This is a genomic window from Kitasatospora sp. NPDC008050, assembly GCF_042957465.1.
Classification (GTDB): Bacteria; Actinomycetota; Actinomycetes; order Streptomycetales; family Streptomycetaceae; genus Kitasatospora.
This window is the reverse complement of sequence record NZ_JBIBIJ010000022.1, coordinates 1-14,504: the sequence shown is the minus strand read 5'-3', so window position 1 is coordinate 14,504 and position 14,504 is coordinate 1. Positions and strand designations below refer to the sequence as shown.

Below are 14,504 nucleotides of genomic sequence, written 5' to 3'. Positions count from 1 at the left end.
TGATTTAGCCCCAGCCTGAAGCGAAGGACCGCTATGTACCGGTTCCACCTCGGCCTGGCCGATCTGGCCGCGGTCTCCTTCGCCTGCTCACCGCTGCAGGAGGCGGTACTGAGCCTGCGGATGTGGACGCACCCGGACAGCTACCCGGCGCAGCAGGCGTGGTTCCGCCGGCTGCGGCCGGCCTTCGAGCAGCTGGAGAGCCACCGGCTGCTGCGCTCGCTGATCGCGGGCAACCGGTACGTCGCCGACTTCCTGACCCCGCGGCCGGTCGGCCCCGCCCCCGGCTTCCGGTCCGAGCTCGGCGTGCTGCGGGCCACCGACCCGGCCATCCTGCGGGTCGAGCTGGAGCGCGCCTTCCTGCCGCACGACGGCCGGCTGCCGCCGCTGCTGGCCGAGCGGCTGACCGAGCCGGCGCGGTTGCTGGAGGAGATCTGCCTGGCGCTGGAGGAGTACTGGGAGAGCTGCCTGGCCCCGCACTGGTGGCCGCGCGCCCGCTCGGTGCTGGAGGCGGACATCGTGCACCGCGCCCGGACCCTGGCCCAGCACGGCGTGGGCGTCCTGCTGGCCGAGCTGGACCAGCGGCTGCGCTGGGCGGACGGCGTGCTGACGATCGACCGCAGCTCGGGCCGCCGGCGCGACGTGGACATCCTGGTGGACCGGCGCGGCCTGGTCTTCACCCCGAGCTGCTTCATCCGCTCGGCCAACACCTTCATCAGCGACCAGCACCCGCCGGCCATCGCCTACCCGGCCCGCGGCCAGGGCACCATGGCGGGCGCGCTGGACCGGCCGAGCACCTCGCGGGCGTTGGAGCAGCTGCTCGGCGCGCCCAAGGCCCGCCTGCTGTCCCTGCTCCACGAACCCGTCTCCACCACCGAGTTGGCGCTGCGCCTGGGCATCACCCCGGGCGCGGTCAGCCAGCACCTGGCGGTGCTGCTGGCCACCCGGCTGGTCACCCGGGCCCGGCACGGCCGCTCGGTGCTCTACCTGCGCAGCCCGCTGGGCGACGAACTGGCGGGCTGAGCCGGCCTCTTGACGCCCGCGGTGGCCCTAGCCCAGCCAGCCCGGCCGGACCAGCCCGCTCTCGTAGGCCAGCACCACCAGCTGCGCCCGGTCGCGCACCCCCAACTTGACCATCGCACGGCTCACATGGGTCTTGGCGGTGAGCGGGCTGACCACCAGGCGGCGGGCGATCTCGTCGTTGGACAGCCCCATCCCGACCAGCGTCAGCACCTCCCGCTCCCGCTCCGTCAGCAGGTCCAGCCCCGCCGTACCCGCCCGCCCGGGCGCCTTGGAGCGGGCCGCGAACTCGCCGATCAGCCGGCGGGTCACCCCGGGCGAGAGCAGCGCGTCGCCGCCCGCCACCACCCGCACCGCGCGCAGCAGATCGGCCGGCTCGGTGTCCTTGACCAGGAACCCGGCGGCCCCGCCGCGCAGCGCCTCGAAGACGTACTCGTCCAGCTCGAAGGTGGTCAGCACCACCACCCTGACCTCGGCCAGCTCGGGCCTGGCGCTGATCTGCCGGGTGGCCTCCAGCCCGTCCAGACCGGGCATCCGGATGTCCATCAGCACCACGTCGGGGCGCAGGTCGGCGGCCATCGCCACGGCCGCCGCGCCGTCGGCGGCCTCGCCCACCACCTCGATGTCGGCCTGCGCGTCCAGCAGCGCCCGAAAGCCCGCCCGGACCAGCACCTGGTCGTCCGCCAGCAGCACCCGGATCATCGCGCCTCCCGCGCACTCGTCCCGTCCGAGCGGTCCGTCCGCGTCGGCAGGAAGGCCTGCACCCGGAACCCGCCCTCGCGCGGCCCCGCCGTGAGCGTGCCCCCGAGGGCGGCGGCCCGCTCGCGCATCCCGGCCAGCCCGTTGCCGCCGCCGGCCGGTTCCCCGGCCTCGGGCGCGGCGGCCGGTCCCGGGTCGTCCACCCGCACGGTCAGCGCGTGCGGCCCGGTCCAGTCCAGCAGCACCTCGGCCCGTCGCGCGGCCGAGTGCCGGATCACGTTGGTCAGCGCCTCCTGGACGACCCGGAAGGCGGCCAGCCCCACCCCGGCGGGCACCTCCCGCGCCTCGCCGACCGTGCGCACGGTGACGGTCAGCCCGGCGTGCGCGGCCTGCTCGGTCAGCTCGGTCAGCCGGGTGAGGCCCGGGGCCGGACGGCGCGGGGCCACGTCGCCGGGCCCGCGCAGGGTGCCGAGCACCTGGCGGACCTCGCCCAGCGCCTCCTTGCTCGCCGCCTTGATGGTGACCAGCGCGGCCCGGGCCTGCTCGGGCCGGTCGTCGATCAGCTCCAGCGCCACCCCGGCCTGGACGTGGATCAGCGAGATGCTGTGCGCCAGGATGTCGTGCAGCTCGCGGGCCATCCGCAGCCGTTCCTCATCCGCCCGGCGCTGCGCGGCGGCCTGCCGGGCGGCCTGGCGCGTGGCGAACTGCTCGTGGCGGATCCGCAGCAGTTCGGCGACGGCGGCCAGCAGCAACGCCAGCAGGCCGAGCCCGAACTCCGGCCAGCCGCCGCCCCCCGCGCCCGCCCCGCGCAGCCAGGCGCGCGGCACCGCGAAGGCGAGCAGCAGGTGGCCGCTGTAGAGGGCGAGCAGGCTCAGCACGGCCGCCCGCCGGTGGCCGCTCCACACCGCCGTGCAGTAGGCGACCGCGAAGCTCGCGAAGACCGGACCGTAGGGGTAACCGGTCCCCAGGTAGACCAGCGTCACCGCGGCGGTGCCCGCCACCACCGGCACCGGTCGGCGCCGGCGCAGCACCAGCAGCGCCGGGCCGGCCACCAGCAGCAGGTAGCCGAACGCGTCCAGCGGCACCCGCCCGGCCGTCTGGTGCCGGCCGGCCGCACCGCTGCCCGCCAGCTGGATCAGCGCGACCAGCAGCGAGGAGAACACCGGCAGGCCGCCGCCACGGCCGCGGGCCCACGGCGGGCCGCCGTGGCCCCCGAAGGGGCCCCGGGCGCCGCGCTCGGTGCTGGAAGGGCTCATGCCGGAAGGCTAGGCGAGCCGGGCCCCAGCGCACGTCAGCCGGCCGGGGTGGTCACCCGTACTCCCCCGGGAGTAGGTGCCCAGGGCCTAGCGTGCGGCCATCGCCGCCAGCCGCCGGGCGGCCCGGTACTGCCGCAGGATCTGGGCGAAGGTGGTGTGCCCCTGGGTGGTCTGGGCGAACGCCCGCCAGGCCGGGTTGATCACGTAGACCGCCAGGTGGAACAGGTGCGGCCGGCGCTCGAAGGCCGCCAGCATCACCTTGCCGGCCCGCATCTCCACGCCCAGGCCCGCCTTGACCGCGAAGGCGTAGTTCAGCGCCTGCCGGCGCACCTCGGTGGGGGCGACGGCCTCGGCCACCTGGACGGCCCACTCCCCGGCCAGCCGGCCCGAGCGCAGCGCGTACGAGATACCCTCGCGGGTCCACGGCTCCAGCAGCCCGGCCGCGTCGCCGGCCACCAGCACCCGGCCGCGGGAGAGCGGCGAGTCCTCGGCCCGGCAGCGGGTCAGGTGGCCGGACTCGACGGCCGGGGTGAAGCCGGCCAGGCCGAGCCGGCGGATGTAGTCCGCCAGGTACTGCTTGGTCAGTTCGCCGTCACCGCGCGCCGAGATCACCCCGACGGTCAGCGTGCCGGAGTCGGTCTTCGGGAAGACCCAGCCGTAACTGCCGGGCAGCGGGCCCCAGTCCAGGTGGATCCGGCCCTCCCAGGCCCGCACCACCCGCTCGGGCACCGGGATCTCGGCCTCCAGACCCAGGTCGATCTGGTCGAAGGTCACCCCGACGTGCCGCCCGATCCGGCTGGCGCTGCCGTCCGCGCCGACCACCGCGCGCGCCTGGACCGCGCGCCCGTCGGCCAGCGTCACGGCCACCGTGCGGCGGTCCGCCCCGCCCTGCTGCTCCACGCCGGTGACGGTCACCCCGGTCACCAGCACCGCGCCGGCCTGCTGGGCCGACTCCACCAGGCGCAGGTCGAACTCGCCCCGGTTGACCAGGCCGAAGAGCATCCGCCGGGAGCGGCGGGTGCGGGTGAACCGGCCGTTCAGCGCGAAGGTGACGGCGTGCACCCGGTCCTGGAGCGGGAGCTTGAAGTCGGGCGGCAGGCTGTCCCGGGACGGCCCGATGATGCCGCCGCCGCAGGTCTTGTAGCGGGGGTGCTCGGCCTTGTCCAGCAGCAGCACCCGGCGGCCCTGCGCGGCGGCGGCCTGCGCCGCCGAGGCGCCGGCCGGGCCGGCCCCGACCACGACGACGTCCCAGACGCCGTCGAGCGGATCGGGGGCGGTGTTCTCGGCTTCGTGGTCAGCCGCCACCGGTTCGGCCTGGGCGTCGGGTTCGACGGTCGTCAGGTCGGTGGGCAGGCTCGATTCGGGTGCGGTACCGGAGTCTCTCACGTCGAGTCATCCTATGCGGCGCGGCCCGGCGCACCGCCCGCGCCACCAGGGGCAGCCCGGCGCGGCATGGCCGCCCGGGGCTGCGCCTATGCTCGATCGCGCACTGATCACCGGCATCCGACCCGTGATTCAGCCGACCGACCAGCCCGAGCGACCAGCCCGACCGAGCCGACCGACCGACGAACCGACCCGTCCCGACCCGCCCCGACCCGACCAGCCGACGCTTCCGGAGCCCGTTATGACCCAGCCCTCACCCGATCTCGCCGCCGCCGTCCACGCCCTGATGCCCCGTGCCCACGACGAGCTGGCCGAGCTGGTGGCCTTCCCCTCGATCGCCGACCCGAAGCTCGGGCTGGAGCAGGAGTGCCAGGCGGCCGCCCAGTGGGTGGCCCAGGCGCTGCGCGCCGAGGGCCTGACCGGCGTTCAGCTGCTCGACACGCCCGACGGCACGCAGTCCGTCTACGGCGAGCTGACCGGGGTGCCCGGCGCGCCGACCGTGCTGCTCTACTCGCACTACGACGTGCAGCCGTCGCTGGACGAGACCGCCTGGACCACCCCGCCGTTCCAGCTCACCGAGCGCGACGGCCGCTGGTACGGACGCGGCGCGGCGGACTGCAAGGGCAACATCCTGATGCACCTGACGGCCCTTCGGGCGCTGCGCGCCAGCGGCGGCCCGCAGTTGCCGGTCAACCTGAAGGTGATCGTGGAGGGCTCCGAGGAGCAGGGCACCGGCGGGATGGAGCAGTACGCGCTGGCCCACCCCGAGCTGCTCGCCGCGGACGCGATCGTGATCGGCGACGTCGGCAACTTCGCGGCCGGCCTGCCGACCGCCACCGCCTCGCTGCGCGGGATCACCGAGGTGTCGGTCGAGGTCCGCACGCTGGCCGGCAACCTGCACTCGGGCGCCTTCGGCGGTGCCGCCCCCGACGCGCTGGCCGCGCTGCTGAAGATCCTCGCCTCGCTCTACGACGAGCAGGGCGCCACCGCGATCAACGGCCTGCCCGCCGACCAGACCTGGCCCGGCGTCAGCTACCCCGAGGACCGCTTCCGCGCGGACGCGCAGGTGCTGGAGGGTGTGCGGCTGATCGGCGGCGGCGCGGTCGCCGACCGGCTCTGGGCCCGCCCGGCCGTCACCGTGGTCGGCATCGACGTGCCGGCGGTGATCGGCTCCACCTCCTCGGTGCAGGCCGCGGCGAAGGCCAAGGTCAGCCTGCGGGTGCCGCCCGGCATGCCGACCGAGACGGCGCAGGACGCCCTGGTCGCCCACCTGGAGCAGGCCGCCCCGTGGCAGGTCCAGCTCACCGTCACCCGGCTGCACAGCGGTTCCGCGTTCCTCGCCGAGACCTCGGGCCCGGCGTACGAGGCGCTGGGCGTGGCGATGCGGGAGGCCTACGGGGTGGACATGGTGGTGGCCGGCGAGGGCGGCTCGATCCCGCTCTGCAACACGCTGCGCACGCTCTACCCGCAGGCGGAGATCGTGCTGATCGGCGTGGAGGAGCCGACCACCCAGATCCACGCGGTCAACGAGAGCCTGGACCCGCAGGAGCTGGAGCGGATGGCGCTCTCCGAGGCGCTCTTCCTGCTCCGCTACGCGCAGGTCTGGCAGGGCTGACGGAGCTGACAGGGCTGACAGGCCCAGGTCCTAGCCCGCCCCGGTGACCGCCGGGGCGGGTTCGCCGGCCAGGCGCTGCGCCGCCCCGAGGGCGGCCGCGGCGGCCAGGACACCGGCGCCCGCGCCGAAGCAGAGGTCGGCGATCAGGTCGGGCCGCCCGCCCGGACCGCGCACCTGACGGGCGTGGCGCACCCGGTGGGCGGCCCCGATCGCTCCGGCGGCGGCGACCAGCGCGCGGCGCCGGGCGAGCCCGCGCCGCCGCCGGCGGTCCGGGCCGGGCTCCGGACGCGAGTCCACCCGCCCCGCCGCGGCCGCCCCCAGGGTCGTGGCCGGGCGCAGTTCGCGGGCCAGGTAGCCGCCCAGGCCCGCCAGCGCCAGCGCCGAGCCGCCGTACTGGACCACCGTGCAGAGCGGCACCCCGGCCACCCGCCGCTCCAGCACCGGGAGCAGCCGCACCCCCGCCCGGCCCGGGTGGGTGAAGGCGTCCCAGCCGACGTGACTGGCCGCGCCCAGCGCGGCCGAGAGCGCGAACCACCCCGCCCGGCCACCGGCCCCGCTCGCTGCCGGCGGCCGCGCGGTGGCGGCGTGGGCGGTCTCGGCCCAGGGCGGCGGCAGCAGGTCGAGCAGCGGGCGGCGCAGCACCGCCTGCCAGCCGCCCACCAGCCCGGCCGCGAGCGCGACGTCCAGGGTGGGCACCGCCCACCAACGGTGCGTCAGCCCGCCTGCCGCATACAGCCCGGGGCGCACCGAGGCGGCGAAGAACGGCAGGTCCGGCGCCATCGATCCGGCCACCAGCGCGGAGGCGACCAGCGGCCCGCGGGCGCGCAGCCCGCGCAGCAGCGGAAGCACGGCGGCGGGGTGGCTGAAGGTGAACGGCATGTCCCCATCCTGCCGCCGCCGCGCACCGCTGTCCCACCCGGGGTTCGGCTCCTGAGGGTCGGCCCGGGGTTCAGCCCGGGGCTCGGCCCTGGTTCGGCCCGGGGCTCAGCCCTGCCCCTGCGCCACCGGGCGACCCGCCTCCAGGTAGCGCGGGGTACCGACCCCGCGAGCCTCCAGCGCCACCGCGAGGCGCCGGTAGCGGCCCGCCGAGAGCAGTCCGCGTGACTCCCCCAGGGTCACGAAGCGCCAGTCCCGCAGCTCGTCCGGCGGCAGCCGCAGCGCCGCCCGCTGGCCGGCCGTCAGGTGCCCGCCGTCGTAGACCAGGCGCATCCCGCCGCGGCGCGGCCCGGAGCGCGGCTCCCAGTCGACGGCCAGCAGGCGCAGCGCCTCCGGGGCCAGGTTCAGGCCCAGTTCCTCGGCCGCCTCCCGGACGGCCGCCAGGGTCGGCGCCTCACCGCGTTCGACCACGCCGCCGGGGAACTCCCAGTCCGGCTTGTAGACCGGGTCGACCAGCAGCACCCGGTCGTCCTCGTCGAAGAGGAGCACGGCCGCGGCCACGGTGTCGTCCGCCGAGTCCGCGGCCCGCACGATCGGGCAGTGCCCGGCGCCCTCCTTGACCAGGGCGGCCAGGGTGCGGGCGACCTGGTGGGGCGTCAGGCCCCCGGTGTCCAGCACCCGGGCGTCGCGGTGCAGCCAGGACTGCGCCCGCTGGTAGGCGGGCAGCTTGGCGAAGCGCCAGCGGCGGCACTGCTCGCTCGCCTCGGGGTCGCCGGGATACTCCTCGCTCTGCGCTATGCGCTCGCGCAGGATCGTTTCCTCAGCGTGCAGCACGAAGTGGTGCACGCTCAGGCCGCGGGCCGCCAGCGCGCCGAAGACCTCGTCCCGGTAGTCCTCGCGCAGCAGCGTCATCGGCACCACCAGGGTGCCCGGCACCTCGGCCAGCACGGCCGCCGCCACCTCCGGGACCAGCCGGCGCCAGGCCGGCAGGTCCTGGTAGTCCCTGACCTCGGCCAGCCGGTGGGCCGGCAGGATCCGGCGCAGTGCGTCGCCGACCTGCTCCGGATCGAAGAGCGTACTGCCGGGCAGCAGCTCGACCAGCTCGCGACAGGCGCTGCTCTTGCCCACGCCGAATGTCCCGTTGACCCAGATGATCATGATTCCCCCTGACCTAGGGCTTGTCTGACAATTCCCGCCGGGCGCTGTCAGACGAGCCCTGGGGCGAACCCGGCAGCGGCCGCGCCGGACAGCGCCGGACACCGCCCGCGCGGGGGTGGCCGGCTCGCCGACGCACCCCGACGCACCGAGCGCCCCGGCACCATCCGGGGTGGTACCCCCCGGGCCCGACCCCTCATTCCTGAGGATCTGACGTGACGTCACTTCGCACCCGTTTGACCCCGCGCACACACCGAAGCGGCGCACCCCTGCCCCCGCGCACAGGCGTCGCGCGCGCCGTGCGGCCCTCCCGGCGCGCCCCCATCGACGCGTGCCGACCGCCGCCCGACGACGGCTTCGGCCGCCCGCCCCCACCTGCTGGACTCTCGTACCGGGCACCGCGGTTCCCGCCGCCCGCTTTCTGGACACCGCCGCCCGCCACGCCGGAGAATCGACACCATGAGCGCTCCCGAGTCCCTCACCAGCGCGGTCTCCTCCGACCCCGCGGCCCGCCCCTCGGAGGCCGACCGCGAGCACGCCCTCGGGGTACTGCGCGAGGGCGCTGGGCAGGGCCGGCTGTCCCACGACACCTTCATGCGCCGGATGGAGCTGGTGCTGACCGCACGCAGCGCGGCCGAGCTGGACGCGGTGCTCGCCGATCTGCCCGCCAAGGGGGGCCTGGGCCAGCTGGCCCTGCGCACGGTGGGGCGCCTGTCGGCGTTCACCGTGCGCCTGCGCCAGGCCTGGCGGACCGAGCGGCTGCCCGGCCTGACGCTGCCCCAACTGGGCGGGCCGGCCGTGCGGATCGGCCGCGAGCCCGGCTCCGACCTGCGGCTGAGCGACGTCTCGGTCTCCCGCCGGCACGCCGAGCTGCGCCTGGGCCCCGAGGGCTGGGTGCTGTACGACCTCGGCTCGACCAACGGCACCCTGGTCAACGGCCACCGGGTGACCGGCGGGGTGCGGGTCAAGCCGGGCGACCAGGTGGCCTTCGGCAACCAGGCGTTCCGCCTCGCGACGATCTGACCCGCCCCCGAGCCACAGACCCGCCCCCGAGCCGCTCGTGAGCCGCCGTGACCCGCCCGGCCCGATGGCGCCGTCAGCCCTCCAGCAGCTTCTTCTTCAGCACCTTGCCCATGGCGTTCCGCGGCAGCTCCTCCACCAGCACGACCCGGCGCGGGCGCTTGTGCGCCGACAGGCGCCCGGCCACGAACTCGGTGAGCTGATCGCCCGTCACCGGCCCCGCCGGGATCACGAACGCCACCACCGCCTGCCCGAGGTCGGCGTCGGGCGCGCCGACCACGGCCGCGTCCGCCACCCCCGGGTGATCGCGCAACGCGGCCTCCACCTCGCCGGCGCCGATCTTGAAGCCGCCGCTCTTGATCAGGTCCACCGAGGCCCGCCCGACGATCCGGTGGAAGCCGTCGGGACCGATGGTGGCCACGTCGCCGGTGCGGAACCAGCCGTCGGCGGTGCGGACCTCGGCCTCGGCGTCCGGGCGGTTCAGGTAGCCGTCGAACAGCACCGGGCCGCTGACCTCCAGGTCGCCCACGCTCTCGCCGTCGGCGGGCACCGGCTGCCCGTCCTCGCCGACCAGCCGGGTGGCCACACCGGTCAGCGGCAGCCCGACGCTGCCGGGGCGGCGCTCGCCGTCGGCCCGGGTGCTCAGGGTGATCAGCGTCTCGGTCATGCCGTAGCGCTCGACCGGCTGGTGGCCGGTGAGCGCGGCCAGCCGGTCGAAGACCGGGACCGGCAGCGGGGCGCTGCCCGAGACCAGCAGCCGGGCACCGCTCAGCGCCCGGGCCGCGGCCTCATCCGCGGCCAGCCGGGACCAGACCGTGGGCACCCCGAAGTAGAGCGTGCCGCCCGCCTCGGCGTACGCCGCCGGCGTCGGGCGCCCGGTGTGCACCAGGCGGCAGCCGGTGCGCAGCGCGCCGAGCACGCCGAGCACCAGGCCGTGCACGTGGAACAGCGGCAGGCCGTGCACCAGGGTGTCCTCGGCGGTCCAGGCCCAGGCCTCGGCCAGCGCGTCCAGGTCGGCGGCCACCGCCCGCCGGGACAGGATCGCGCCCTTCGGCGGCCCGGTGGTCCCGGAGGTGTAGAGCACGAAGGCCGGGCCCTGTGGCTCGGCCGCGCCGCGGCCGAAGTCGTGCCGCTCGGTGACGTCCACCGGCAGCGCCGCTATGCCGTCCTCGGCCGCCACCTCGCGGACCACCGCGCCCGCGCCGGCGATCAGCTCGGCGCCGCTGTCGCGCAGGATGTGCGAACGCTCCACCGGCCCGGCGTCCGGCGGCACCGGTACCACCGGCACGCCCGCCAGCAGGCCGCCCACCACCGCCGTCACCGTCTCCAACGAGGGCTGGGCCAGCACCGCCAGGGCCCGGGCCCCGGCAGCCCGGGCGGCCACCGCACCGGCGGCCCCCAGCAGTTCTTCCCGGGAGAGCGCCCGGCCGTCGATCCGCAGCGCGTCGGCCGAATCCCCGCGCCCGTCCTGAAGTGCCGTCAAGAGAGTCACGTCGGCACTCTACGGTCCTGACAGACGCCGCAGGGCGTGATCCACACCACTGTGTGGATCACGCCCTGCACCGGTGGTGAGGCCGGATCAGCCCCGGCCCTCCGGGCCCGAAGGCTCCTGCGCACTCAGCCCTTGCGGGCCTTGACCTCACCGGTCAGCTGCGGCAGCACGTCGAACAGGTCGCCGACCACGCCGTAGTCGACCAGCTCGAAGATCGGCGCCTCGGCGTCCTTGTTGATCGCGACGATCGTCTTCGAGGTCTGCATGCCGGCGCGGTGCTGGATCGCGCCGGAGATGCCCGCCGCGACGTACAGCTGCGGGGAGACCTGCTTGCCGGTCTGGCCGACCTGGTTGCTGTGCGGGTACCAGCCGGCGTCCACGGCCGCGCGGGAGGCACCGACGGCCGCGCCGAGCGCGTCCGCGAGCTCCTCGACCACGCCGAAACCCTCGGCGGCACCGACACCACGGCCGCCGGAGACCACGATCGCGGCCTCGGTCAGCTCGGGGCGGCCGGAGGAGACCCGCGCGGTGCGCGAGGTGACCTTGGCGGCCTTGCCGGTGAACTCGACGCTGATGTTCTCCACCGCACCGGCGGCCGGGGCGGCCTCGGGGGCGGCGGAGTTCGGCTTCACGGTGATGACCGGGGTGCCGCGGGTGATCTTCGACTTGACCTGGAAGGAGGCCGCGAAGACCGACTGGGTGGCGACCGGGCCGTCGGCCCCGGCCTCCAGGTCGACGGCGTCGGTGATGACACCCGACTCCAGGCGCAGCGCGACGCGGGCCGCGACCTCCTTGCCCTCACCGGAGGAGGTCAGCAGGACGGCGGCGGCACCGGAGGCCTTGGCGATCTGGGTGAGCGCGTCGACCTTGGGGACGACCAGGAAGTCGGCGAACTCGGCGGCGTCGGCGACGTACACCTTCGCGGCACCGAACTCGGCGGCCTTGGCGGCGATGTCGGCGGCAGCGGCGCCGGCACCGAGGACGACCGCGGAGGGCTCGCCGATCCGGCGGGCCAGGGTGAGCAGCTCCAGGGCGGGCTTGCGGACGGCGCCGTCGGCGTGGTCCACGAGGACCAGGATCTCAGCCATGATTTCTTATCTCCTGATGGAACGTGGGTCCGGACGGCGGGATCAGATGAACTTCTGCGCGGCGAGGAAGCCGGCGAGCTGCTTGCCGCCCTCACCCTCGTCCTTGACGATCGTCCCGGCGGTACGGGCCGGACGCTCGGTGATGGTCTCGATCGCGGTCCAGGCGCCGGCCAGGCCGACCTCGTCCGCCTCGATGCCCAGGTCGTCCAGGTCCAGGTCCTCGACCGGCTTCTTCTTGGCGGCCATGATGCCCTTGAAGGACGGGTAGCGGGCCTCGCCCGACTGGTCGGTGACCGAGACGACGGCCGGCAGCGCGGCCTCCACCAGCTCGGTGGCGGCGTCGCCGTCGCGGCGGCCCTTGACGGTGCCACCCTCGACCGAGACCTCGGAGAGCAGGGTCACCTGCGGCAGGCCCAGGCGCTCGGCGAGCAGCGCGGGCAGCACGCCCATGGTGCCGTCGGTGGAGGCCATGCCACAGATCACCAGGTCGTAGCCGGTCTTCTCGAGCGCCTTGGCGACGATCGCGGAGGTGGCGATCACGTCCGAGCCGTGGATGTCGTCGTCGTTGACGTGGACACCCTTGTCGGCCCCCATTGACAGGGCCTTCTTCAGCGCGTCCCGGGCGTCGTCGCCGCCGACGGTCAGCACGGTCACCTCGGCGTCGTCACCGGCCGCCTCCTTGATCCGCAGCGCCTGCTCGACGCCGTACTCGTCGAGTTCCGACAGGAGGCCGTCCACGGCGTCCCGGTCGGTGGTGGTGTCGTCCGCGAAGCGACGGTCACCGGTCGCGTCGGGCACGTACTTCACACAGACAACGATCCTCAAGCTCACGGCCTGTCTCCTGTACTGGTCTTGTCCGGCGGCTGCCGCGGTGCAACGGACGGGCGCGCACTGGGCGACACCCGCTACGGACAGCGCATTCCTGCTGCCCCGACCGGCACTCCCGGCAGCATACTCGGCAGCATCCCGCTCTGGTTACTCGTCAGTATCTAAATACCGGTCGCCCACATCTTGCCGCAATGTCAGGGCGTTATCCCCCCTGATCATTGTGACGAAGCTCTCGACCTGGACAGTACGCGCCCCACCGGTCCCCGCGGGCGCGAACTGCCCAGCTCAACGGGGCCGGCTCGGCACGCTCGACGTGCCCGGCCCCGAGGCCCGTGCGGGCCGTCACACAGCCCGGCCGAGCGCGGCGATCACGTCCGCCCGGCGCGGTTGGCCGGCGGCCCGTCGCACCACCCGGCCGTCGGCGTCCAGCACCAGCACGGTCGGGGTGCGCCGGATCTCCAGCCGGCGGACCAGCTCCAGGTTCCGCTCGGCGTCGATCTCCACATGCGCGACGCCGGCCACCAGCCCGGCGACCTCCGAGAGCACCCGCCGGGTGGCCCGGCAGGGCTGGCAGAAAGCGGTGGAGAACTGCACCAGGGTGGCCCGCTCCCCCAGCGTCGCGCCCTCGCCCAGGTCGGCGGCGGACAGCAGCACGGCCTCGTCCCTCCCGCGCGCCGCCATGGCGCGCATCAGCAGTCCGGTCACGCGCCCCAGTGTGCGCCACCGCGCTCCGGGCGCCACAGCCGGCACCGCACCGCGATCACGCCGCACCGGACGTTCGACTGCTACCCATCGCGGTGCCGTGGAGTTCCCGGACCGACCTGATCAGCGATGTGATGACAATCTCGCGCCCGCCGGGCACGCCCAGATGACAGAAGGCACTCCTTCGGGGGACCATCATCAGCAGAATCACCCGTGTCAGCCGCGGCGTGCCGCGCCTCGGAGGCCCGGTCCCCAGAGGTCGGGCCCGGGTGCCGTCGCACCGGGCCAGGGCCCGTAAGTAGAAGTAGGGCTGACCGTGGCAGAGTTCGTCTACCCGCCAGTGATCCGCGCGGCGCTGACCGTCTTCAAGGCGCTCGATTGCCGGATCAGCATCGTGGGTGCCGAGCACGTCCCGGCGACCGGCGGCGCGGTGCTGGTGAGCAATCACATCAGCTACCTGGACTTCCTCTTCGCGGGCCTGGGCGCCTACCGGGGCGGGGACCGCAAGACCCGCTTCATGGCAAAGGACGAGGTCTTCCGGCACCGGATCTCCGGCCCGCTGATGCGCGGCATGAAGCACATCCCGGTCGACCGCACCGACGGCCAGCCCGCCTACGAGGAGGCCGTGCGCGCGCTGCGCGCGGGCGAGGTGGTCGGGGTCTTCCCCGAGGCCACCATCAGCCGCTCCTTCACGCTGAAGAAGTTCAAGACCGGCGCTGCCCGGATGGCCGCCGACTCCGGCACCCCGCTGCTGCCGGTGATCCTCTGGGGCACCCAGCAGCTGTGGACCAAGGGCCGCCCGAAGACGCTCACCAAGCGGCACGTCCCGGTCACCATCATGATTGGCGAACCGATTCGCCTGGAGCCCACGGACAAGCCGGTGATGGTGACTCGGCGGCTGCGGGCGGCGATGAGCGAGATGCTCGACCGCGCCCAGCGCGACTACCCCGCCAAGCCGACCGGCCCCGCCGACTCCTGGTGGCTCCCCGCCCACCTCGGCGGCACCGCACCGACCCTGGAGGTCGCGGAGGCGGAGGACGAGCAGGAGGCGGCCGCGAAGGCCGCCCGGCGGGCGGGGGCCGGGGCCTGAGCAAGCCCCGTTCGACTACCGACGGCGCGTCACCCGGACGGGAGGCGCGCCGTCCGACGTCTGTTCAGGCTGATGTTCAGGCTGAGTGGTGCTCAGGCTGAGTGGTGCTCAAGCTGAGTGATGCTCAGCGACCGGCTCGCTCATGCGCCGCAGTCCGGCGCAAACGCGAAAAAGCCCCGCACCCGGTCTCCCGGGGCGGGGCTTTTCCTGAATGATTGTTCGGCGGCGTCCTACTCTCCCACAGGGTCCCCCCTGCAGTACCATCGGCGCTATGAGGCTTAGC

The 14,504-nt window shown here is 74.9% G+C and carries 13 protein-coding genes; 4 read left to right on the top strand and 9 right to left on the bottom strand.

Translation table 11 applies throughout. From position 1 onward, the window contains the following. Positions 1-33 precede the first annotated feature (33 nt). The gene (locus tag ACFZB9_RS31645) at positions 34-1,020 is read left to right on the top strand and encodes a MarR family transcriptional regulator (protein WP_391452942.1); all 987 of its coding nucleotides are present in this window, start codon (positions 34-36) and stop codon (positions 1,018-1,020) included. Between the two features lie 27 nt (positions 1,021-1,047). Here ACFZB9_RS31645 and ACFZB9_RS31640 read toward each other — a convergent pair whose 3' ends face one another. The 3 genes from ACFZB9_RS31640 to ACFZB9_RS31630 form a co-directional block, all read right to left on the bottom strand. Then, entirely contained in the window at positions 1,048-1,719 is a 672-nt protein-coding gene (locus tag ACFZB9_RS31640; RefSeq protein ID WP_391452940.1) for a response regulator, read from the bottom strand. After that, positions 1,716-2,972 (bottom strand): sensor histidine kinase, encoded by a 1,257-nt coding sequence (locus tag ACFZB9_RS31635; RefSeq protein ID WP_391452937.1) that lies wholly within the window; start codon positions 2,970-2,972, stop codon positions 1,716-1,718. Before ACFZB9_RS31635 ends, ACFZB9_RS31640 begins: the two co-directional genes overlap by 4 nt. An 87-nt stretch (positions 2,973-3,059) precedes the next feature. Then, positions 3,060-4,277 (bottom strand): geranylgeranyl reductase family protein, encoded by a 1,218-nt coding sequence (locus ACFZB9_RS31630; RefSeq protein WP_391453090.1) that lies wholly within the window; start codon positions 4,275-4,277, stop codon positions 3,060-3,062. Between the two features lie 319 nt (positions 4,278-4,596). Between ACFZB9_RS31630 and ACFZB9_RS31625 the strand changes: the two genes are divergently transcribed. Beyond that, on the top strand, positions 4,597-5,970 hold the full coding sequence (locus tag ACFZB9_RS31625; RefSeq protein ID WP_391452935.1) for a dipeptidase: 1,374 nt from the start codon (positions 4,597-4,599) through the stop codon (positions 5,968-5,970). Between the two features lie 30 nt (positions 5,971-6,000). On the opposite strand, the gene ACFZB9_RS31620 is transcribed toward ACFZB9_RS31625, so the two are convergent. Beyond that, positions 6,001-6,849, bottom strand: a complete 849-nt coding sequence (locus ACFZB9_RS31620) for a DUF4184 family protein (RefSeq protein WP_391452932.1) — start codon at positions 6,847-6,849, stop codon at positions 6,001-6,003. A 105-nt stretch (positions 6,850-6,954) separates the two neighbouring features. Next, positions 6,955-8,004, bottom strand: a complete 1,050-nt coding sequence (locus ACFZB9_RS31615; RefSeq protein ID WP_391452929.1) for an NUDIX domain-containing protein — start codon at positions 8,002-8,004, stop codon at positions 6,955-6,957. A gap of 456 nt (positions 8,005-8,460) precedes the next feature. Here ACFZB9_RS31615 and ACFZB9_RS31610 point away from each other — a divergent pair, with 456 nt between their 5' ends. Then, a complete protein-coding gene (locus ACFZB9_RS31610; RefSeq protein ID WP_391452926.1) occupies positions 8,461-9,024 on the top strand; it encodes an FHA domain-containing protein in 564 nt (187 codons plus the stop codon). A 73-nt stretch (positions 9,025-9,097) separates the two neighbouring features. Here the strand turns inward: ACFZB9_RS31610 and ACFZB9_RS31605 are convergent, their stop codons facing one another. The 4 genes from ACFZB9_RS31605 to ACFZB9_RS31590 all read right to left on the bottom strand — a co-directional run bounded on the left by ACFZB9_RS31605 (position 9,098) and on the right by ACFZB9_RS31590 (position 13,110). Then, complete coding sequence (locus tag ACFZB9_RS31605) at positions 9,098-10,513, bottom strand: AMP-binding protein (RefSeq protein WP_391452923.1); 1,416 nt, start codon at positions 10,511-10,513, stop codon at positions 9,098-9,100. Positions 10,514-10,638: 125 nt separating this feature from the next. Next, positions 10,639-11,601, bottom strand: a complete 963-nt coding sequence (locus tag ACFZB9_RS31600) for an electron transfer flavoprotein subunit alpha/FixB family protein (RefSeq protein ID WP_391452920.1) — start codon at positions 11,599-11,601, stop codon at positions 10,639-10,641. A 42-nt stretch (positions 11,602-11,643) separates the two neighbouring features. Next, positions 11,644-12,432, bottom strand: coding sequence for an electron transfer flavoprotein subunit beta/FixA family protein (locus ACFZB9_RS31595; RefSeq protein WP_391452917.1), 789 nt, complete (start codon positions 12,430-12,432; stop codon positions 11,644-11,646). Positions 12,433-12,771: 339 nt separating this feature from the next. Next, positions 12,772-13,110, bottom strand: a complete 339-nt coding sequence (locus tag ACFZB9_RS31590; protein ID WP_391453088.1) for a TlpA family protein disulfide reductase — start codon at positions 13,108-13,110, stop codon at positions 12,772-12,774. Between the two features lie 337 nt (positions 13,111-13,447). Between ACFZB9_RS31590 and ACFZB9_RS31585 the strand changes: the two genes are divergently transcribed. After that, entirely contained in the window at positions 13,448-14,221 is a 774-nt protein-coding gene (locus ACFZB9_RS31585) for a lysophospholipid acyltransferase family protein (protein ID WP_391452914.1), read from the top strand. Positions 14,222-14,504 lie beyond the last annotated feature (283 nt).

What these genes read in the sequence shown, in the direction of transcription:
- ACFZB9_RS31645 (WP_391452942.1), top strand. Translation starts at nt 34, where the DNA reads ATGTACCGGTTCCACCTCGGCCTGGCCGATCTGGCCGCGGTCTCCTTC.
- ACFZB9_RS31640 (WP_391452940.1), bottom strand. Translation starts at nt 1,719, where the DNA reads ATGATCCGGGTGCTGCTGGCGGACGACCAGGTGCTGGTCCGGGCGGGC.
- ACFZB9_RS31635 (WP_391452937.1), bottom strand. Translation starts at nt 2,972, where the DNA reads ATGAGCCCTTCCAGCACCGAGCGCGGCGCCCGGGGCCCCTTCGGGGGC.
- ACFZB9_RS31625 (WP_391452935.1), top strand. Translation starts at nt 4,597, where the DNA reads ATGACCCAGCCCTCACCCGATCTCGCCGCCGCCGTCCACGCCCTGATG.
- ACFZB9_RS31620 (WP_391452932.1), bottom strand. Translation starts at nt 6,849, where the DNA reads ATGCCGTTCACCTTCAGCCACCCCGCCGCCGTGCTTCCGCTGCTGCGC.
- ACFZB9_RS31615 (WP_391452929.1), bottom strand. Translation starts at nt 8,004, where the DNA reads ATGATCATCTGGGTCAACGGGACATTCGGCGTGGGCAAGAGCAGCGCC.
- ACFZB9_RS31610 (WP_391452926.1), top strand. Translation starts at nt 8,461, where the DNA reads ATGAGCGCTCCCGAGTCCCTCACCAGCGCGGTCTCCTCCGACCCCGCG.
- ACFZB9_RS31600 (WP_391452920.1), bottom strand. Translation starts at nt 11,601, where the DNA reads ATGGCTGAGATCCTGGTCCTCGTGGACCACGCCGACGGCGCCGTCCGC.
- ACFZB9_RS31590 (WP_391453088.1), bottom strand. Translation starts at nt 13,110, where the DNA reads ATGGCGGCGCGCGGGAGGGACGAGGCCGTGCTGCTGTCCGCCGCCGAC.